Origin of the sequence: Chelatococcus sp. XZ-Ab1 (assembly GCF_029309855.1) — a bacterium.
Lineage (GTDB): Bacteria > Pseudomonadota > Alphaproteobacteria > Rhizobiales > Beijerinckiaceae > Chelatococcus_A > Chelatococcus_A sambhunathii.
The window spans coordinates 217,612-237,391 of sequence record NZ_JARKII010000003.1 but is presented as its reverse complement, the minus strand read 5'-3'; the positions used below and the strand labels follow the sequence as shown (position 1 = coordinate 237,391).

20 protein-coding genes are annotated in these 19,780 nt (G+C 67.2%); 13 read left to right on the top strand and 7 right to left on the bottom strand.

What is annotated here, in order from left to right; genetic code table 11:
- The first annotated feature begins 37 nt into the window (after positions 1-37).
- The 4 genes from mnmG to P2T65_RS06930 all read left to right on the top strand — a co-directional run bounded on the left by mnmG (position 38) and on the right by P2T65_RS06930 (position 4,410).
- On the top strand, positions 38-1,906 hold the full coding sequence (mnmG, locus tag P2T65_RS06945) for a tRNA uridine-5-carboxymethylaminomethyl(34) synthesis enzyme MnmG (protein ID WP_276199473.1): 1,869 nt from the start codon (positions 38-40) through the stop codon (positions 1,904-1,906).
- Positions 1,907-1,924: 18 nt separating this feature from the next.
- Positions 1,925-2,584, top strand: a complete 660-nt coding sequence (gene rsmG / locus P2T65_RS06940; RefSeq protein ID WP_276199472.1) for a 16S rRNA (guanine(527)-N(7))-methyltransferase RsmG — start codon at positions 1,925-1,927, stop codon at positions 2,582-2,584.
- Entirely contained in the window at positions 2,577-3,419 is an 843-nt protein-coding gene (locus tag P2T65_RS06935) for a ParA family protein (protein WP_055459497.1), read from the top strand. Before rsmG ends, P2T65_RS06935 begins: the two co-directional genes overlap by 8 nt.
- 106 nt (positions 3,420-3,525) lie before the next feature.
- Complete coding sequence (locus tag P2T65_RS06930) at positions 3,526-4,410, top strand: ParB/RepB/Spo0J family partition protein (protein WP_276199471.1); 885 nt, start codon at positions 3,526-3,528, stop codon at positions 4,408-4,410.
- Between the two features lie 6 nt (positions 4,411-4,416).
- Here the strand turns inward: P2T65_RS06930 and holA are convergent, their stop codons facing one another.
- Genes holA through leuS form a run of 3 tightly spaced genes read right to left on the bottom strand, consistent with a single transcriptional unit; the run spans position 4,417 to position 8,638 of the window.
- The gene (gene holA / locus P2T65_RS06925; RefSeq protein ID WP_055459495.1) at positions 4,417-5,445 is read right to left on the bottom strand and encodes a DNA polymerase III subunit delta; all 1,029 of its coding nucleotides are present in this window, start codon (positions 5,443-5,445) and stop codon (positions 4,417-4,419) included.
- Positions 5,446-5,463: 18 nt separating this feature from the next.
- Entirely contained in the window at positions 5,464-6,018 is a 555-nt protein-coding gene (lptE, locus tag P2T65_RS06920; protein ID WP_082464812.1) for an LPS assembly lipoprotein LptE, read from the bottom strand.
- Positions 6,005-8,638: a leucine--tRNA ligase gene (leuS, locus tag P2T65_RS06915; protein WP_055459642.1), complete on the bottom strand. Its 2,634-nt coding sequence runs from the start codon at positions 8,636-8,638 to the stop codon at positions 6,005-6,007. Before leuS ends, lptE begins: the two co-directional genes overlap by 14 nt.
- A gap of 232 nt (positions 8,639-8,870) precedes the next feature.
- On the opposite strand from leuS, the gene P2T65_RS06910 reads away from it, so the two are divergent.
- Positions 8,871-9,548 (top strand): YggS family pyridoxal phosphate-dependent enzyme, encoded by a 678-nt coding sequence (locus P2T65_RS06910; RefSeq protein WP_276199470.1) that lies wholly within the window; start codon positions 8,871-8,873, stop codon positions 9,546-9,548.
- A 230-nt stretch (positions 9,549-9,778) separates the two neighbouring features.
- Here P2T65_RS06910 and P2T65_RS06905 read toward each other — a convergent pair whose 3' ends face one another.
- Both P2T65_RS06905 and P2T65_RS06900 read right to left on the bottom strand, forming a co-directional pair.
- A complete protein-coding gene (locus P2T65_RS06905; protein WP_055459494.1) occupies positions 9,779-10,450 on the bottom strand; it encodes an HAD-IA family hydrolase in 672 nt (223 codons plus the stop codon).
- Positions 10,447-11,019 (bottom strand): L,D-transpeptidase family protein, encoded by a 573-nt coding sequence (locus P2T65_RS06900; RefSeq protein WP_055459493.1) that lies wholly within the window; start codon positions 11,017-11,019, stop codon positions 10,447-10,449. The genes P2T65_RS06905 and P2T65_RS06900 overlap by 4 nt, the downstream gene beginning before the upstream one ends.
- A 145-nt stretch (positions 11,020-11,164) precedes the next feature.
- On the opposite strand from P2T65_RS06900, the gene P2T65_RS06895 reads away from it, so the two are divergent.
- From P2T65_RS06895 to P2T65_RS06870, 6 genes are all read left to right on the top strand, one after another.
- Complete coding sequence (locus tag P2T65_RS06895; RefSeq protein WP_055459492.1) at positions 11,165-11,851, top strand: response regulator transcription factor; 687 nt, start codon at positions 11,165-11,167, stop codon at positions 11,849-11,851.
- Positions 11,852-11,879: 28 nt separating this feature from the next.
- Positions 11,880-12,341: a cyclic nucleotide-binding domain-containing protein gene (locus tag P2T65_RS06890; RefSeq protein ID WP_276199469.1), complete on the top strand. Its 462-nt coding sequence runs from the start codon at positions 11,880-11,882 to the stop codon at positions 12,339-12,341.
- A 183-nt stretch (positions 12,342-12,524) separates the two neighbouring features.
- Positions 12,525-13,418, top strand: a complete 894-nt coding sequence (locus P2T65_RS06885; RefSeq protein WP_055459490.1) for a dihydrodipicolinate synthase family protein — start codon at positions 12,525-12,527, stop codon at positions 13,416-13,418.
- A 111-nt stretch (positions 13,419-13,529) separates the two neighbouring features.
- Complete coding sequence (locus P2T65_RS06880; RefSeq protein WP_276199468.1) at positions 13,530-14,522, top strand: sialic acid TRAP transporter substrate-binding protein SiaP; 993 nt, start codon at positions 13,530-13,532, stop codon at positions 14,520-14,522.
- A 67-nt stretch (positions 14,523-14,589) separates the two neighbouring features.
- On the top strand, positions 14,590-15,087 hold the full coding sequence (locus tag P2T65_RS06875) for a TRAP transporter small permease (protein ID WP_276199467.1): 498 nt from the start codon (positions 14,590-14,592) through the stop codon (positions 15,085-15,087).
- On the top strand, positions 15,084-16,370 hold the full coding sequence (locus P2T65_RS06870; protein WP_055459487.1) for a TRAP transporter large permease: 1,287 nt from the start codon (positions 15,084-15,086) through the stop codon (positions 16,368-16,370). The genes P2T65_RS06875 and P2T65_RS06870 overlap by 4 nt, the downstream gene beginning before the upstream one ends.
- A 12-nt stretch (positions 16,371-16,382) precedes the next feature.
- On the opposite strand, the gene P2T65_RS06865 is transcribed toward P2T65_RS06870, so the two are convergent.
- Positions 16,383-16,838 carry a cupin domain-containing protein gene (locus P2T65_RS06865; protein ID WP_055459486.1) on the bottom strand — a complete coding sequence of 152 codons (456 nt, stop codon included), beginning with the start codon at positions 16,836-16,838 and terminating at the stop codon, positions 16,383-16,385.
- A complete protein-coding gene (gene gloB / locus P2T65_RS06860) occupies positions 16,838-17,605 on the bottom strand; it encodes a hydroxyacylglutathione hydrolase (protein WP_145979698.1) in 768 nt (255 codons plus the stop codon). The genes P2T65_RS06865 and gloB overlap by 1 nt, the downstream gene beginning before the upstream one ends.
- Positions 17,606-17,770: 165 nt before the next feature.
- On the opposite strand from gloB, the gene P2T65_RS06855 reads away from it, so the two are divergent.
- Both P2T65_RS06855 and P2T65_RS06850 read left to right on the top strand, forming a co-directional pair.
- Positions 17,771-18,562 carry a methyltransferase domain-containing protein gene (locus tag P2T65_RS06855; protein WP_055459485.1) on the top strand — a complete coding sequence of 264 codons (792 nt, stop codon included), beginning with the start codon at positions 17,771-17,773 and terminating at the stop codon, positions 18,560-18,562.
- A 181-nt stretch (positions 18,563-18,743) separates the two neighbouring features.
- On the top strand, positions 18,744-19,697 hold the full coding sequence (locus P2T65_RS06850) for an acetyl-CoA carboxylase carboxyltransferase subunit alpha (protein ID WP_055459639.1): 954 nt from the start codon (positions 18,744-18,746) through the stop codon (positions 19,695-19,697).
- Positions 19,698-19,780: the final 83 nt, after the last annotated feature.

Genomic DNA, 19,780 nt, shown 5'->3' with positions numbered 1-19,780 from the left:
TCACGTGAAACAGGATTGATTGGACCGAGGAATTCGTATGGACCGTTCTTTCGACGTCATCGTGATCGGAGGCGGGCATGCCGGCGTCGAGGCGGCTGCAGCCGCGGCTCGCATGGGGGCGTCAACGGCCCTTGTGACCCATCGCTTCGACACTGTCGGTGCCATGTCGTGCAATCCGGCGATCGGCGGTCTGGGCAAGGGTCATCTGGTGCGCGAAGTGGATGCTCTCGACGGTCTGATGGGACGAGTGGCGGATGCCGGAGGCATCCAGTTCCGCGTTCTCAATCGCCGCAAAGGCCCGGCCGTTCGCGGTCCGCGCACCCAGGCAGATCGCAAGCTCTATGCTCTGACCATGCAAGCCGAGATTCGTGCGACCGCAAACCTTGCCGTCGTCGAGGCAGAGGCGGACGATCTGCTGTTCGATGGCAACCGGGTCAAAGCGGTCGTTCTTGCGTCTGGCGCGATTCTGCGGACAGGTGCCGTGGTCCTGACGACAGGGACCTTCCTGCGAGGCCTCATCCATATCGGCGAGGTGAAGATCCCGGCGGGCCGCCTGGGCGAGGCGCCGTCACATGGACTGTCGAAGGCCTTGGCGCGCTTCGGCTTTCCCCTGGGACGATTGAAGACAGGAACACCGGCCCGCCTGGATGGACGCACCATCGATTGGGCGGGTCTCGACCGACAGGCGGCGGATTCCGAACCGGAGCCCTTCTCAGCCCTCACGGAGCGGATCACCAATCCCCAGATCGAATGCGGGATCACCCGCACAACGGCGAGAACCCACGCGATCATTCGGGCCAATCTGCATCGCGCACCCATGTACTCGGGCGAGATCGAAAGTCGAGGTCCGCGCTATTGCCCATCCATCGAGGACAAGGTTGTCCGCTTCGGAGACCGGGAGGGTCATCAGATCTTTCTCGAACCCGAGGGGCTCGAGGATCACACGATCTATCCCAACGGTATCTCCACGTCGCTGCCGGAAGATGTGCAGCGGGCCATGATCGCGACCATACCGGGGCTTGAGCGGGCGGAGATCCTCCGGCCCGGCTATGCCATCGAGTATGATTTCGTCGATCCGCGTGCGCTTTGTCCGACACTTGAGACGAAGGCGGTGCGGGGTCTGTTTCTCGCAGGCCAGATCAACGGTACGACCGGCTATGAGGAGGCTGCGGCACAAGGTCTGCTCGCCGGCCTCAATGCCGCGCGCCATGCCGGCGGGCAGGAAGGTGTGGTCTTTGACCGGGCCGAGAGCTACATGGGCGTTCTCGTCGACGACCTCGTTACCCGCGGGGTGACGGAGCCCTATCGCATGTTCACGTCTCGTGCCGAATATCGGCTGTCGCTGCGGGTGGACAACGCCGACGAGCGGCTGACGGAACGCGGCATTGCCATGGGCTGCGTTGGTGGACGACGCGCTGCGGCCTATCGGGCCAAGCGCGAACGACTCGAAGAGGCACGGGCCCTGCTCGATCGACTGGCGCTTACACCCAACGAGGCGGCCGCGCATGGACTCTCGGTCAATCGCGACGGGCGACGCCGCACGGCCTTCCAGCTGCTCGCCCATCCCGATGTTACCTTTGATCGGCTTGCGGCGATCTGGCCTGAAGTGGCGGCATTTGATCGCCAGATCAGGGACCGAGTAAGCACAGATGCGATCTACTCCGTCTATCTCGACCGGCAGGCGTCGGACATTGCATCGTATCGGCGCGATGAATCCGCGACCCTGCCGGACGGACTGGATTTCAACCTGCTCGCGGGGCTCTCGGGGGAGCTTCGCCAAAAGCTGATGACGGTGAGGCCACGGACGCTCGGCCAAGCTGGGCGCATCGAGGGGATGACACCGGCGGCGTTGACGATTCTCGCCGCCGAAGTCGCCCGGTCGCGCCGTGCTGTTGCGGTAGAATGATTCGGATCCGGATCGATCATGCAAAGCAGAATCGCGCTGCGCGATGATCGCGCTGCGGCCCTAGCACTGGGTTTGATTCCGGACACCGCGTTGCCGGCCTTCGACATCTATGTCGATCTTCTGTGCCGCTGGCAGGATGTAAAGAACCTCGTGGGACCGCGGACCCTCCATCATGTCTGGACGCGCCACGTCGCCGATTCCGCACAGTTGCTCCCATTGGCGCCGACGGCGCGAAAATGGATCGACATTGGCACGGGTGCCGGGTTCCCCGGTCTGGTTCTTGCGATCCTGCTGCGGGGCCGCCCCGATTGCGAGATCCATCTGGTCGAGAGCAATAGCCGCAAATGCGCGTTCCTGCGAGCTGTTTCACGTGAAACAGGAACACATGCTCAGATCCATGCCGGTCGAATCGAGGACATCCTGCCCCGTCTCGGCGAGGCGGACGTGATCACTGCGCGAGCCCTCGCGCCGCTCACGGAACTCCTCGCTCTCGGCAAAGATCTGTTGAGAACCGGCGCGATCGGTATCTTTCCCAAGGGACAAGATTTAGAGGCCGAATTGACGGTCGCCGCTAAATCTTGGAATATCGACTACCACATTGTTCCGAGCGTCACCGATCCTCAGGGACGCATCTGCATCGTCCGTCAGCTGCGGGAGCATGGTTCGGATCATGGCTGATATCAGCTCACCCCTTCATGTGCCGTCCTGCTGCAGCCTGCCGCGGGTGCTGGCCCTCGCCAACCAGAAGGGCGGCGTCGGCAAGACGACGACAGCCATCAATCTCGGCACCGCCCTGGCGGCGATCGGCGAGCGTGTCCTGATCATCGATCTCGACCCGCAGGGCAACGCCTCGACCGGTCTCGGTATCGATCGCAAGAGCCGTCGCGTCTCGACCTATGATGTCATGACGGCAACGGCAACGTTGCAAGCGGCAGCACTTCAAACAGCGGTTCCGGGTCTGGCCGTTGCTCCTAGCACGCTCGATCTGCTCGGCGTCGAGCTCGAGATCGCGGCTCATCGCGACCGAGCGCAGCGCTTGTCGGCCGCCATCAAGGCCTTGCCGCCGGACGAGGATGGCCGGCCCGCCTATAGCTATGTATTGATCGACTGCCCGCCTTCGCTGAACCTGCTGACTATCAATGCCCTGACGGCGGCAGATGCGGTGCTGGTGCCGCTGCAGTGCGAGTTCTTTGCCCTCGAGGGTTTGAGCCAACTGCTCCGAACGGTGGAGCAGGTGCGCTCCGCGCTCAATCCCCGCCTGACGATCCATGGCGTGGTGCTTACCATGTTCGATCCGCGCAACAATCTTTCCGGGCAGGTGGTTGCGGATGTGCGCCAGTTCATGGGATCGAAGGTCTACGAAACCATTATTCCCCGCAACGTCCGCGTCTCCGAGGCGCCGTCGCATGGCAAGCCGGTGCTCCTTTACGACCTCAAATGCGCGGGAGCGCAGGCTTATCTGAAGCTCGCCTCGGAGATCATTCAGCGCGAGAAAACCCTGCGCGCCGCCTAGATCGCAACGAAGCGAGCGGCGCAGGGATCGCGTGTCGTTTCGGTACCGTGTCGGTTGCGTTTCGGTCAGGGTCTGGAGGCGGCACAAGCGATGGTGGAGTTGAAAGATGGTCGATGATCCTGCCCGTTCCCGCCTTGGTCGCGGGCTTGCTGCGCTCATAGGAGAGGTCGGCGAAGATTTTGGCGACGCCGGGCGTGGTCCCCGTGGGCAGCGCGCTGTTCCCATCGAGTTCCTGCGGCCCAACCCCCGCAACCCCCGAAAGGTCTTCGACGACGAAGCGCTGGACGAGCTGGCGAGTTCGATTCGCGAGCGCGGTCTGATCCAGCCGATCGTCGTTCGGGCCGTTCCCAATCTCGTCGACGTCTTCGAGATCGTTGCGGGGGAGCGGCGCTGGCGTGGTGCGCAGCGAGCCGGCCTGCACGAGGTGCCCGTCATCGTCATCGAGGCCGACGACCGTCTGGCTCTCGAAATTGCCATCATCGAGAACGTGCAGCGCGCCGATCTCAATCCGATCGAGGAGGCGATCGGTTACGAGCAGTTGATGGCGGAGTTCCAGTATTCACAGAACGAGCTTGCTCAGGTCATTGGCAAGAGCCGCAGCCATGTCGCTAACACCTTGCGGCTTCTGCGCCTGCCCGACAGCATCAAGAGCAAGCTCAACGACGGCCTGCTCTCGGCCGGCCACGCGCGGGCACTGCTGTCGGTCACCGATCCGGAGACGATCGCCGAGCGGATCGTTGCCCAGGGTCTCAATGTCCGCGATGTCGAGCGCATTGCGCAAGAAGAAGCGCGCGGCGGAGGCGACGAACAGGGACGCGAGGCGCGGCCGCGCAAGGAGAAGGATCCAGATACACGGGCGCTCGAGCAGGCGCTGGAGGACGTTCTCGGTCTCGCCGTCAGTGTAGAGCACAAGGCGCAGGGTGGCGAGGTGCGCATCCGCTACAAGACGCTAGAGCAGCTGGACGCGCTTTGCCGCCGGTTGCGGGGCTGACCGACCCTATCGCGCAGCGCGTCGGGCCATACCGGCAAGTGCCCACAGCGTCTTGAGCGCATGCTGGGCAGCAAGTTGCGGCTGGCGCCGGGTCATGCCGATGGCCTGACCGAGTTCGACTGCGGCCCGGTTGAGGCCAGCGGTCGCCCACAGGCGCAACTGGCGCTCAATCGCCGCCTTGCGCTTGAAATGCAGGCCGCGGAAGCTGCCGATGGCAACGGCGTGTGAAGACCCGGTATCGACGGCCTGCCGCGCAGCCATGAGCGCGAGTGTATGTCGGAGGGCAAAGCCCAGCAGCACGTCGGCATCCGTGCCCTCGGCCTGCAGTCGTGTGAAGCTGCGGTCGAGCGTGGTGAAATCGCCGAGGAAGGCGGCGTCGATGGCTGCGTCGAAGGCGATGGCCGAGACGTCCCCCACGACGGCGGCCACATCCTCCATGGTGACGACGTCGCGGCCGTGGACATAGGTGAAGAGCTTGTCGAGCTCGGACCGGCTTGCCACTCGGTCGGCGCCGAGCGAGGCGAGCAGCAGTTCGCGGGCATCGGGCTCGACACGCAGGCCGACCTTGCGGCTCATGTCGTCGATCAGTGCCCCGAGGTCGCGGACGCCATCCGCATAGCAGGGCATGGCGGCTGCTGCGGCCGCCTTCTCGCAGAGCTGGCGCAGAGGGGCCGTGCGGGAAAGATCGCCCGCCTCCACGATGACCACGGCATCCTGCGGCGGCGTGTTCAGCACCGGCGTCAGGGCGGGAGCGAGATTACGGCTCCCGGCGCGCAGCCAGATGGCGCGGCGGCCTCCGAAGAGCGGCACCGTATTGGCCTCGTCGGCGAGGCGCAAAGGATCGGACGCGATCTCATCGCCGTCGAGGCGCACCAGCTGGAAAGGATCGTCCGGATCGTCGATGGTTCCGGCCACGAGCCGGCGCACGCGTTCGCCCACGAGGCCACTATCCGGACCATAGACGAGGAAGACGGCCGTCTGCGGCGACGGGTGTCTGATGGCTCTGTCGACATCGCCCGCCTTGATCGCCACCATGTCCCGTCGGCCCGCGTCTCAGCCGCGCGTCGCGAGCGTTGCGGCGATGCGCGTGCTGATCTGGTCGGCGAGCTCCTTGGCGACGCGGATCTCCGCATCGCGCGCCGCGCGTACCGAGGCGAAGCGCTGCGGATTGCGGTCATAGCTCGCCGAGGCGGTGGCCTTGCCAGTCATCACGGGTTTCTCCTCGCCGATGCGCGTGAGGACGAAATTCGCAGTCGCCTGCAGGTTCGCCGACTGCGCGTTACCGCTCACCGTGTCGACGATCGCCGTACGCACTTGGATGCCCGCCGGCGAGATCTGGAGCCGGTAGCGCGGCTCGAGGGCGCCGTTGCCGCCGGTGAGTTCGTAGACGAGCTCGTTGCGCAGGTAGTGGGCGAGGCGCTCCTGGCCGGGGATATCGGGGATCGATGCGACCTCAATGGTACGCAGGGAATCCTGCACGGATGTGCCGTCCGCCCGCTCGGCATAGAGCGGGCGAAGGCAGCCGGCAAGCCCGAGGGCCAGCGTGACAATGGCGGCAAGGCGCAGCCCGGCGCCGGCGCGGCGGGCGAGACGATCAGGCGACGACATTGACGATCCTCTGCGGGACGACGATGATTTTGCGGACGGGCCGGCCCTCGGTGGCGCGCTGGACGGCTTCGAGCGCGAGCGCCGCGGCCTCGACGGTCGCGTTGTCGGCATCGCGCGGTACCGTTACGTCGGCGCGCTTCTTGCCGTTGACCTGCACGGGCAGGGTGATGACGTCCTCGACGAGGAGAGCCTTGTCCGCCTTGGGCCAATGCGTCTCGGCGACGAGCGTCTCGAAGCCGAGCACCTTCCAGCACTCCTCCGCCAGATGCGGCATCATCGGCGCCACGAGCTGCACGAGGATCGAGGCTGCCTCGCGCAGCGCAAAACGCATGTCCGCGGCTGGCGGCTCGCCGTCGCGAATGCCGTTCAGGGCGGCCTGCAGCGCGTTCGACAATTCGTAGACCTGGGCGACACAGCGGTTGAAGCGCAGCTTGAGGACGTCGTCCTCGACGGTCGCCAGGGCCCGGTGGGCCGCCTTGCGCAGGATGAGGGAGGCCTCGTCCAGCGTCGTCTCGGCCGACCCGTCGGTCGCATCGGTGACAGCCACCACCTCGCCGATCAGGCGCCACAGGCGCTGCACGAAGCGGTGGGCGCCCTGCACGCCTTCCTCCGTCCAGATCACGTCGCGCTCGGGCGGCGAATCGGAAAGCATGAACCAGCGGGCCGTGTCGGCACCATAGGTGCCGATGATCTCGTCCGGATCGATGGTGTTCTTCTTGGACTTCGACATCTTCTCGATGCTGCCGATGCTGATCGGCTCACCGGTGCTGACGTGGAAGGCCTTGCGGGCGCCGCCGTCGCTCTCGATGCGCACCTCGGCCGGCTGTACCCAGGCACCACTCGCGTCGCGGTAGGTCTCGTGGACCACCATGCCCTGGGTGAAGAGGCCGGCGAAGGGCTCGTCGAGCCCGACGTGGCCGGTCGCCTTCATGGCCCGTGTGAAGAAGCGGGAGTAGAGGAGGTGCAGGATGGCGTGCTCGATGCCGCCGATATACTGGTCCACCGGCAGCCAGCGGTCGACGACCTCGCGGTTCGTCGGCTGGCTCGTGAGGTGCGGATCGGTGAAGCGCGCGTAGTACCAGGACGAATCGACGAAAGTGTCCATTGTGTCCGTCTCGCGACGGGCGGGCTTGGCGCAGCGCGGGCAGGCGACGTGCTTCCAGGTCGGATGCCGGTCGAGCGGGTTGCCGGGCTTGTCGAAGTCGATGTCCTCCGGCAGCACCACCGGCAGCTGGTCGTCCGGCACCGGCACCGCGCCGCAGTCGTCGCAGTGGATGATCGGGATCGGGCAGCCCCAGTAGCGTTGGCGCGAGATGCCCCAGTCGCGCAGGCGGAAGTTGATGCGCCGCTCGCCGACCGGCCGGCCGTCGCGCATCTCGGTCTCGAGCCGGCGGGCGACCTCTTCCTTCGCCGCGGCGATGGTCATGCCATCGAGGAAGCGCGAGTTTATCAGCGTTCCCTCGCCGTCATAGGCGGTGTCGGTGACGGTGAAGGCGGCCGGTTCCGCGTCCGGCGGGCAGACGACGGGGGTGACGCCGAGGCCGTAGGCATTGACGAAGTCGAGGTCGCGCTGGTCGTGTGCCGGGCAGCCGAAGATGGCGCCGGTGCCGTAGTCCATCAGGATGAAATTGGCGACATAGACCGGCAGTTTCCAGTCCGGATCGAAGGGATGGACGGCGCGGATACCGGTATCGAAGCCCTTCTTTTCGGCCTTCTCGATCAGTTCCGCGGCCGTACCGGTGCGCTTGCACTCCTCGATGAAGGTGGCGAGCTGCGGATTGATCTTTGCTGCAGCGGTGGCGAGCGGATGGTCGGGCGCTACCGCCATGAAGCGTGCGCCGAAGAGCGTGTCCGGACGGGTGGTGTAGATCTCGAGCTCGCTCTCGCCGTTCGGCGTCGTCGCCGCATCGAGCGCGAAGCGCACGAGGAGGCCCTCGGAGCGGCCGATCCAGTTCTTCTGCATCAGCCGCACCTTCTCCGGCCAGCGCTCCAGCCGGTCGAGGGAGGCGAGGAGGTCATCCGCGAAGGCGGTGATCCTGAAGAACCACTGGGTCAATTCGCGCTGCTCGACGAGCGCGCCCGAGCGCCAGCCGCGGCCGTCGATCACCTGCTCGTTGGCGAGCACGGTCTGGTCGACGGGATCCCAGTTGACCTTGGCCGTCTTGCGGTCGACGAGGCCAGCCGCGAGGAAGTCGAGGAACATCTTCTGCTGGTGCCGGTAGTAGGAGGGATCACACGTGGCGATCTCCCGGCTCCAGTCGAGCGACAGGCCCATGGACTTCAGCTGGCCGCGCATGGTGGCGATGTTGGCGTAGGTCCATTCCTTGGGATGGACCTTGTTGGCCATGGCGGCATTCTCGGCCGGCATGCCGAAGGCGTCCCAGCCCATGGGGTGGAGAACGTTGTAGCCCTTGGCGCGCATGAAGCGGGCGACGACGTCACCCATCGTGTAGTTGCGCACGTGGCCCATGTGGATGCGCCCCGACGGATAGGGGAACATCTCGAGGACATAGTACGTGTCGCGCGGGTCGTCGTTGCGCGTATGGAAGATGCCGCGCTCTTCCCAGACGGCCTGCCACTTGGGTTCGGCCTCCTTGGGGTTGTATCGTTCCACCGTCATGGTCTCGGTCAAGTCGGAATGCTCGCGAAATAGCCCGGTCGCAGTCAATGCGGCGGGCCGGTGAGGCGGCACGACAACGCGGCCTGCCGCGCCGCGGCGCGGACACCCATTGCATCGTTGCTGCCGGGCGGACTAGGACACGAATGCCGTTTGCGGTCAACGCCCGGCGCCGCTTTCGCGGTGTCGTGACGCGCCCGCGGCGGCCGAAGAGGTCACAAGGAGGGTGAGCACCGTGGACGACAGGGCGCAGCTGGCTGCCGAGCGACTGAGGGCCGTCACGGAATCGATCGCGCGCACGGCGCGCGAAGAAGGGCGCGATCCCGCCTCCGTGACGCTGATCGCGGTGTCGAAGACCTTCACGGCGGAGGCCATCGAGCCGGTGCTCGCAGCCGGCCATCGCGTCTTCGGCGAGAACCGCGTGCAGGAGGCGAAGACGAAATGGCCCGCGCTCAAGGAGCTCTATCGGGATGTCGAGTTGCACCTCATCGGACCGCTGCAGTCGAACAAGGCGCACGACGCCGTCATGCTCTTCGACGTGATCCATTCCCTCGACCGGCCCTCGCTCGCCGAGGCGCTGAAGCGGGAGATGGACAAGACGGGTCGGCGACCCCGGCTCTTCGTGCAGGTCAACACCGGCGAGGAGGCGCAGAAGTCTGGCGTCGCGCCGGGCGAGGCCGACGCCTTCATCGCGCGGTGCCGCGATGTCTGGAACCTGCCCGTGGTCGGGCTGATGTGCATCCCGCCGGCGCACGAGCCACCCTCGCCGCATTTCGCCCTGCTCGCGAAAATGGCCGCGCGCAACGGGCTCTCGGGCCTGTCGATGGGCATGAGCGCCGATTTCGAACAGGCGGTTATGTTGGGCGCGACCCACGTGCGCGTCGGCAGCGCCATTTTCGGGGCGCGTCATTAGCTCTTGCGGGAGGCCTGGGAAAGGCTCCTGGATGCCTCTCAGTCGTCCTGGCCGGGGTTTGTCCCAGCCATCCATGCCTTGCCGCCTCATGCGATCGAAGCGGCGTGGATGCCCGCGACGGGCGCGGGCATGACGGCAGGAGGCGTTGCGCTTCACCGCCCGCAGTTCGGGCCGTGTGAATCGGTCTTCACGGCTCTACCAGCGAGGATCAGGGGCGTTTTCGCTTATCCTCAGGGGCTGCCGCCGAGCCGCGCGTCCAGAACCTCCATCAGCCGCGGGTCGGTAAAGTCGGCGATGGCGAGGCTCGCGCCGGCGGCCTCGAGCGCCTCGGCGCAGAGGGTCGTCATCAGACCGACCACGAAAAGCCCGGCCGCGTGGGCGGATTGTACCCCCGAGGCCGAATCCTCGAAGGCGAGGGAGCGCGTGGCGTCGGCGCGCAGGAGGTCGAGCCCCATGCGGTAGGGCAGGGGATCGGGCTTGGGCCGCGGCAGTTCGTCGCCGATGACGATCGCTTCGAAGCGACGCCCGAGGCCGATGGCGCCGAGCATCATCTCCGCATTGGCGCGCGGCGCATTGGTGACGACGGCGCAGCCGATCGATCGCCTCTCCGCCAGCGCCAGGAAGTCGAGAAGGCCGCGCGCGGGCTGCAACTGGCTCTCGGCCATGGTGCGGAAGGCGGCTTCCTTGGCGTCGGCGAGGCGGATGTGCTCGCTCTCGGGCAGGTCCGGGAACATGTCGCGCATGATCGCGGCATTGGCGCGGCCCTGCACCTCCCGCGCATAGGCCTCCGGCGTGATGCTGCGGCCAAAGCCAGCGAGCATGGCGTTGAAGGCCTCGAAATGCAGGTGGTCGGTTTCGGTCAAGGTGCCGTCGAGGTCGAAGAGAAAGGCGGAGCGGCTCATCGTTTCTGCTTTCGGGGAGGGCATGACCGGCGTGGATCGTTGCCGATCACAAGAAGGGTCCTGGGGCCTAGGCGCGGCAGGAGCCGGTCGAGGTCGGCCCGCCGCAGGGCGACGCAGCCCGCCGTCGGCGCAAAGCCGGGCCGGGCAAGATGCATGAAGATGGCGCTGCCGCGGCCGGGGCGGATGGGGCCGCGGTTGTAGCGGATGTCGAGCACGCGGTCATAAACGTCGTCCTCGCGCCACATGCGCTCGTGGCTCGCCGGATAGGGAAGGCGCACCGGGCGGTTGTAGCGCCGATCGCCGGGCGCGTCGCACCAGCCGTCGTCCGGGCGCGTCCTGCGCGCGGGGAGGCCGGAGCGCGGGCGGGCGCCCTTGTCGGTCCGAAGATAGAGAGCGCCGAGGGCAAAGCGGCCGAGCGGGGTCGCGCCGTCGCCTTCGCGCTTCAAGCGCGCAACGCCGCCCTTGCCGAGCGCGCAAGGCAGCACGACATGTCCTGCGACAACAAGCCCGCGCGAGGCAGCGAGCGGACGTGGAAGGACCCTGACGGTGCGAAGGAAGGTTCGTTTCATCACAAGCCGGTGCATCAACCTCGCCTACTTGTTGCCCGGCGCGGATCGCTTAGTCTAGGACTTCCTCGCCCGGACGCGTCCCTGCGCCGCCGGGCTCACCGGCCAGCGCCAGCGCCGGCATCTCCTGCCCAACAATGGAAGGACCATGCCTCACGCCCGCCATCTGCTCATCGTGGACGACGAGGAAGACCTGCGCGAGACGCTGAGCGAGCAGCTCGCGCTGACCGACGAGTTCACACTCTCCACCGCCGCATCCGGCGCCGAGGCACTCGATGTGGTGAAGGAGAACAACATCGATCTCGTCATCATGGACGTCGGCCTGCCCGACATGGACGGGCGCGACGCCGTCAAGCGCATGCGCGAGGGTGGCTTCCGCAGTCCGGTGATCATGCTGACCGGCCATGCGACCGACAGCGACACGGTGCTCGGTCTCGATGCCGGCGCCAATGATTATGTCGCCAAGCCGTTCCGCTTCGCAGTGCTGCTGGCACGCATCCGCGCCCAGCTTCGCCAGTACGAGGCGAGCGAGGATGCGGTCTTCTCCATCGGGCCCTATACGTTCCGCCCGAGCGCCAAGCTCCTGGTCAGCGAGCGTGGCTCGAAGCTCAAGCTCACGGAGAAGGAGACGGCGATCCTGCGCTTCCTCTATCGTGCCGGGCAGAAGGTGGTAACGCGCGAGGTGCTGCTGGCCGAGGTCTGGGGCTACAACGCCAATGTCACGACCCACACGCTCGAGACGCATATCTACCGCCTCAGGCAGAAGATCGAGCAGGATCCGTCCAACGCGCGCATTCTCGTGACCGAGCAGGGCGGCTACAAACTGATACCGTGATGATCGGAGCGCGGACAGGCGGCCAGACATGGGACTGAATGAGGACATCGCGGCGCTCGAGGCGGTGCCGACCTTCGCCGGGGTCGAGCGCGAGGCGCTGCGGCTCATCGCCTTTGCGGCCGAATCGCGGATCCTGAGGGCCGGTGACGTCCTCTTCCGCCGCGGCGAGCCCGCTGATGGCGGTTATCTGGTGCGATCGGGCGCGATCGCGCTCGATGCGCGCGACGACGGCTCGCCAACGGATCACGTGGTCGGGCCGGGCGTGCTCATCGGCGAACTCGCACTCTTTGCCGAAACAAAGCGGCCGGCGACGGCCATCGCTCGCGAACCGTCCTCCGTGACGAAACTGCCGCGCAGCATCCTGCGGCGCGTGCTGGTCGAGTTCCCTGACGTGGCCGTCCATTTGCGCGCCATTTTCGCCGAACGGCTGAACGGCATCGCGGCTGATCTCGCTGCCGTGCGGCGCTCCCTCCTGTCCATCGAGCGCTAGTTTTCTCGCCGATCCCCGGCGCCTCCTTCTTCAATATTTCGATGCGGTGAGCCGCCTGAGGTCTGCAGGGGTGGCGGGCGCGCTTGGCGCGGCGCTTGCGCTGTTTCGCGAACGCGCTAACATGTCAGGAAGAACACAAAAGCTGTCCCTGACGATCGCCGGGACGATCCTTGGGAGATCCACGTGAGCGAGGCGCGACGTTTCGGCCTGTCCGCAGCCCTGGTTTCGCCGTTCGACGAGCGGGGCAGGCCCGATCTCGCGCGACTCGTCGGCCAGGCCCGTGCCGTCCTCGCGGAGGGCTGCGACAGCATCACGCTGTTCGGTACGACCGGCGAAGGCTTCTCCATCCCGCTGCGAGAGCGCGCCACCATGCTCGGCGCCGTGGCGGGTGCCGGCATTTCGCTCGATAAGGTCTACGCGGGCGTGTCGGCGACGACCGTGGCCGAGGCCGCCGAACAGGCGGAGCTTGCCCTGTCGGCCGGTGTGCGGGGCCTGCTGGTGGCGCCGCCCTTCTATCTCAAGGGGGTCGACGAAGAGGGACTCTTCGGCTGGTTCAGCGACTTTTTCGGACGCCTCGGCGGCGCGGCGCGCGGCATCATCCTCTACCATATTCCCGGCCAGACGGCGGTGCCCCTGTCGAGCAGCCTGGTGCGGCGCCTGCGCGATGCCTTCAGCGGCGTCATCGCCGGCATCAAGGATTCCTCTGGCGACTGGGCGACGACCGAACGCTTTCTCGCCGATCACGGCGACATCGCCATTCTCGTCGGCGACGAGCGGCTGCTGGCGCGCGCGGTGCGCCATGGCGCCGAGGGCAGTATCTGCGGCCTCGCCAACATCACCCCGGCGCTGCTGCGGCCCCTCGTCCACGAAGGCCGCGACGACCGCCGCGTCAATGCGCTCGTCGAAGCCATCGTGAGCCTGCCGGTGCTGCCGGCGGTTAAGGCCCTTGTCGCCCACCGGCGGGGCGACAAGGGTTATTGTCATGTGCGCCCGCCGCTCGTGCCGCTTGCCGCGGCGGATCGGGAGAAGCTCGTTGCCACCTTCGAGGCCATCACCGGCGAGCCGGCTGGCGCCTGAGATCATCCCGCAGCGGCCTGTCGCCGCTATGGGGCACGGATCGCCCGGCCGCCATCGGCCTGGTCAAGAACGACGGCAAAGCCGCGCCCTGATCCAATGGGAGGACAAACGATGCACGGTGTCAGCAGACGGACGTTTCTCGCGGGCAGTGCGGCGCTCGGGGCCGGCGTATTCATGCCGGCCATCGCCAAGGCCCAGGCCACGGTGATCCGCTGGGGCGAGATGCTGCCCCAGTCACACCCGCAGGTGCAGATGATCGACCGCATCGCGGCCGAGGTGAAGGAGAAATCCGGCGGACGCATCGACATCCAGAGCTTCCCCAACGGCCAGCTCGGATCGGGCAAGGACATGATGGATGCGGTCGTCTCCGGCGCCCTCGCCTTCACGACGGACGGCGCCGCGGCTCTCGGCGCGCTGCTGCCGCAGCTCTCCGTGATCGAGGCGCCCTACCTGTGGCGCGATGCCGCCCACATGACGAAGGCCGGCTCCTCGCCCATCTTCGCCAAGATGAACGAGGAGCTCGTCAGCCGGCGCGGCCTGCGCATGCTCGCCATCACCTATTACGGCAAGCGCCATCTGACGACGGGCAACAAGGAGGTGCGCTCGGCGGCCGAGATGGCCGGCTTCAAGCTGCGCGTGCCGCCGGTCGATACCTTCCGCGCCATGGCCGAGGCCTGGGGGGCGCGCGCGACGCCGATCAACTTCAACGAGCTCTACCTCGCCCTGAGCCAGGGGGCGGTCGACGGGCAGGAGAACCCGCTGCCGACGATTCACAGCGCCAAGCTCGCCGAGGTGCAGAAATATCTCGTTCTGACCGGCCACATCATCACGCCGCGGCTCGTCATCGCCAACGAGGCGGCCCTGAAGGGGCTTTCGGCCGAGGACCGCGCGATTCTCGACGCGGCCATCGCCAACGGGGCCCAGTGGCAGGATGCCGAGCTCTCGCGTCAGGAGGGCGCGCTCATCGGCACGCTGAAGACAGCGGGCATGACCATCATCGAGCCCGACGTGGAGAGCTTCCGCAAGCCTGTGCTGGAGCAACTGCCGCCGAAGTTCGAGGAGAAATGGGGCAAGGGCACCTGGGACACGCTCGCCGCGCTGTGACGTTTCGCCTGCCCTTTCCTGCTGCGGGGTCTCCGGTGGAGGCCCCGCCCCGACTTCGGATGCTGCCATGCTGCGCCTTGCCGGGCTTCTCGCGGACCGGGCGGTTGCCGCCGCCGCGGTCCTCCTTCTCCTTGCGCTTCTCGCCTGCGTCTTCCTCGGCGTGGTGTTCAGGCTGGTGAACCAGCCGCTCGCCTGGTCCGACGAGATGGCGCAATATCTGATGGTCTGGACCGCCTTCGTCGGCTGGATCCTGGCCGCGCGGCGGCGCAGCCACATCCGCATCACGGTCGTCATCGACCAGCTGCCGCCGCCCCTGCGCCGCGGCGCCGAGGTGCTGATCCAGCTCGCAGTCGCCGCGCTCGGCATGGTGCTCCTGTCGCGCAGCTTCGGGCTGATCGAGCGCAACTTCGACGTGGAGTGGGTCAGCCTGCCGCTCTCGGCCGCGCTCGTCTACGTGCCGATGCCCATTGCCGGTGTCGCCATTACGGCACAGGCGCTGATCGAGATCGCAGAAGTGCTCGCCGGGGCCCGCCGGCGGGATTTCGAGGCGGGGGCCGCGCCATGACCGCCGCGATGGCCGAGATCCTCATCGTCTGGTTCGCCGCGCTGCTGCTTGGCCTGCCGCTGTTCGCCTCCATGGGGCTCGCAGCCTTCGCCTTCGTCGTCATCAACGGCATGCCGGTCGACATTGTGCCGCAGAAGATCGCCCAGGCGGCCAATTCCTTCCCCATTCTCGCCGCGCCGCTGTTCATCCTGATGGGCAACATCATGAACTCGGCGGGCATCACCGACCGGATTTTCACGTTCGCCCGCGCCTGCGTGGGCTGGCTGCGCGGCGGCCTGTGCCACGCCAATATCCTCGCGAGCGTGATCTTCGCCGGCATGTCCGGCTCCGCCGTGGCGGATGCGGGCGGCGTGGGCTCGCTCGAGATCAAGGCGATGCGCCAGGAGGGCTACGATCCGGAGACCGCCGCGGCCATCACGGCCGCCTCGGCGACCATCGGGCCGATCATTCCGCCGTCTCTGCCGATGGTCATCTACGGTGTCAGTGCCGACGTCTCCATCGGCGGGCTGTTCCTCGCGGGGGTCATTCCAGGCCTGCTGATGGCGCTCGCGCTCTCCGCCATGGTTACGGTGGTGGCCACGCGGCGCGCCATGCCGCGCCATCCCTTCGAGGGGGTGAAGGCCCTTGCCGTCGCCTATCGGCGGGCGCACTGGGCGCTGATGACGCCAGTCATTCTCTTTGGCGGCATGATGAGCGGCATCATGACACCGACCGAGGCGGCGGCCGTCGCCTCCGTCTATGCACTCTTTCTCGGGCTCGTTGTCTACCGCGACTTCGACCTGCGACAATTGCCACGTATCATCGTCGACACGGTCGAGACGACCGGGATCGTGCTGGCGCTCGTCATGACGGCAGCGGCGCTCGCCTGGTGCCTGTCGATCTCGCGCATCCCGCAGACGCTCGGGCCGCTGATCATCGAGGCCGTGGGCGACCCACTCGTCTTCCTTTTCGTCGTCAACCTGCTGCTGCTCCTTGTCGGCTGCGTGATGGAGGCGCTGGCGGCGATGCTCATCCTCATCCCTATCCTGGTGCCGATTGCAGGGCAGTTCGGCATCGATCCCTTGCAGTTCGGTCTTATTTTCGTGCTCAACTTGATGATCGGCACGATCACGCCCCCCGTCGGTGTCGTTCTCTTCGTTACGGCACGGATTGCCAATATCCGCTTCGAGGCCATGTCGCGGGCCATCGTGCCGTGGATGCTGCCGCTCGCCGCCGTGCTGCTCGCTGCCACCTTCTGGCCGCCGCTGACGACCTGGCTGCCGGCGCTCGTGCTGACGCGGTGAGGCCTCGCCGCCTCAGCGTGGGGCCGGCCGCCAGCCGGCCGGTGCCATCTCGAAGCCGTCGAAGGTGAAGCCCGGCGCCACCGTGCAGCCGACGAGAGTGAAGGCGCCGAGGCTCGTTGCCGTCTGCCACCAGCCCGCCGGCACGACGCATTGCGGCCGCTCGCCCGCCGCAAGATCCGCGCCGAGGCGGTGGGCCTCGGTCTCGTGCCCATCGGGCGACACGGTCAGCACCAGCGGCGCGCCGCAATACCAGTGCCAGACCTCGGCGGCGTCGACGCGGTGCCAGTGGGATGTGCCGCCGGGGCCCAGCAGATAGTAGATCAGTGTCGAAGCGGCGCGCCCGCCCTCCACCGGTTGCGGGTCGCGATAGGTCTCCCGGAACCAGCCGCCCTCCGGGTGGGGCTTAAGATCGAGCAGGCGGACGATGGCCTCCGCCGTAAGCGCTTCCCGTCCGTTCGTCGGCAGCATCAGAACCGGTCCTTCCAGGCGCGGAGCGCGGCGAAGACCTCCGCAGCCGGCCGGCCGGCGAGGTTGACGGCGGCGGCGAGGGCCTGCTCGCGCGCGCGCAGGAAGGGATTGGTCGCCTTCTCCTCGCCGAGGAGGGACGGGACCGTCAATTCGCCCCGTGCCCGTCTCGCCTCGATGTCGGCGGCGCGTTTGGCGAGCGCGGCATTGTCCGGATCGGCGGCAAGCGCGAAGTGCGCGTTCGCGAGCGTATATTCGTGGCCGCAGTAGAGGCGGGTGTCGTCCGGCAGGGCGGCGAGCTTCTCGAGGGTCGCCCACATGTCCGCCGGCGTGCCCTCGAACAGGCGCCCGCAGCCGAGCGCGAACAGCGTGTCGCCGGCAAAGAGGGCCCGCTCGCGTGCGAACCAATAGGCGATATGGCCGAGGGTATGACCGGGCGTGGCGATGACCTCGCCCCGGAGAGCGCCGACCTCGACGACGTCGCCTTCCGCAACCCGCCGGTCGATGTCGGGAATGGCGGCCGCTTCCGCCGCGGGCCCAATGACAGTGGCGCCCGTCTCCCGCTTGAGGCCGGGAATGCCCTCGACGTGGTCGGGATGCTTGTGGGTGACGAGGATGTGCGTCAGACGCCATCCGGTTTCGGCGAGGGCTCGGCGCACCGCGGCCTCCTCCGGGGCGTCGATGGCGGCGCAGGCGCCGCTCGCCGCATCGCGCACGAGGACGCCGATATTGTCGCTGCGGCAGGGAAAGACATGGATGTCGGCTGGCACGATGGTTCTCCTTGGCTTCCGGCCTGCGGGGCGACCCCACGTTCCAGGCGACCTTACAGACTCTGTCCCGCGAGGCGAATCACGGCATCGGTTCTCTCGCGAGACGCGGTCATCTTGCAACCGGCGGTTCCCATCCCGATGATCAGAGGAGAAGGAGTAGCTCCCTTGGCGGTCGATGTGGTCGATCTGAGGCATTTCTACGCGAGCCCGCTCGGCGTCGTGGCCCGGCGCCTCGTGCTGCGCGCGGTCGAAGGGCTGTGGAAGGACCTTTCCGGCCAGCGGCTCCTCGGCATCGGCTATGCGACGCCCTATCTCACCGTCCTCAAGGCCGGCAGCGAGCGCACGCTCGCCTTCATGCCGGCGGCGCAGGGCGTGGTGAACTGGCCATCCGCCGGGCCGTCCGCCTCGGCTCTCGTCGAGCCGACCATGCTGCCCCTGCCGGATGCCTGCATCGACCGGGTGCTCGTCGTGCACGCCCTGGAGACGAGCGAGGCGCCGGACGAACTGATGAGCGAGGTGTGGCGTGTGCTGAGCCCGGGCGGCCGGGTTCTTCTCGTCGCGCCTAACCGCCGTGGCTTATGGGCGCGCATGGACACGACGCCCTTCGGCCAGGGCCAGCCATATAGCCGCTCGCAGCTCAACGGGCTCATGCGCCGCACGCTCTTCTCGCCGGAGAACTGGCTGGAGGCGCTCTACGTGCCGCCGTTGCAGCGCCAGCTCTTCCTGCGCTCGGCCGTGGCCTGGGAAAGGGCGGGGGCTGGCCTGTCTCTTCCCTTCGCCGGCGTGCACGTCATCGAGGCGGTCAAGCAACTGCATCGGCCCGTCGCAGTGCGGGCGATGCGGCGCGCGGCGCGGCTGCGTCCCGTGCTGGTGCCGGCCCAGGGGGCTCTGTCCCCGCGCTTCGTGGCGGGTGACGACATGTCGCCGCCGGCCGGGCGGCAGCCGGGCCCTTCCTGAAACACCCATGTTCGAGGACGCGTCGCTCCCCGCCGCCCGGGCCGGCTTCATACCGACTTCGTCTTGACTTGGCGCCAGCCAGTCGCCAAGGTCCGCCCGCGCCGACCCTGCGGGGGTCCTCCGCGGCCAGACGCCGTGGATGGGCCACCCGAAGATGGACAACCCCGGCGCCCCATATCGCATGCGAAGCTATCTGGATTTCGAAAAGCCCGTCGCCGAGCTTGAGGCCAAGGTCGAGGAACTGCGTGCCATGGCCGAAGGCGGCAGCGCTGTGGCCATCGGCGACGAGATCGCTCGCCTCGAGGCCAAGGCGGACAAGGCCCTCGCCGATCTCTACGCCAATCTGACGCCGTGGCAGAAGACGCTCGTGGCGCGCCATCCGCAGCGCCCGCATTTCATCGACTATTGCGCCGCGCTGATCGCGGATTTCACGCCGCTCGCCGGCGATCGCAAGTTCGGCGAGGACGAGGCCATCCTCGGCGGCTTCGGCCGTTTTCGCGGCGAGAGCGTCTGCGTCATCGGCCAGGAGAAGGGTGCCAGCACGGAGGCGCGCCTGCGCCACAATTTCGGCATGGCCAAGCCCGAGGGTTACCGCAAGGCGGTGCGGCTGATGGACATGGCGGACAGGTTCGGCATCCCGGTCATCAGCTTCGTCGATACGGCCGGCGCCTATCCAGGCATCGGCGCGGAGGAGCGCGGCCAGGCCGAGGCCATTGCCCGCTCGACCGAGGCCTGCCTTGCGCTCGGCGTGCCGAATGTTTCCGTCATCATCGGCGAGGGCGGCTCGGGCGGCGCCATTGCACTTGCCACGGCCAACCGCGTGCTCATGCTCGAGCACGCAATCTATTCGGTGATCTCGCCGGAGGGCGCGGCCTCGATCCTGTGGCGCGACTCCTCGCGCGCCCAGGACGCCGCGACCAGCATGAAGATCACCGCACAAGATCTCTTACGCTTTTCGGTCATCGATGGCATTATCCCGGAGCCGTCGGGGGGAGCGCATCGCGATCCGGCGGCAGCCATGAACGCTGCGGGCGATGCGATCGCAGCGGCTTTTCAGGATCTGGCCGGGCTTTCGCCCGACGAGATCCGGTCCTTGCGTGCTGACAAGTTCCTGGCCATCGGGCGCCAGCTTTAACAATCCGTTAACCGCGCCGGTGTGTGGCGGGCACCGGTAAGGTTCGAGTAACGCTAACGGGTTTAAAGCTCAATGGTGCCGGT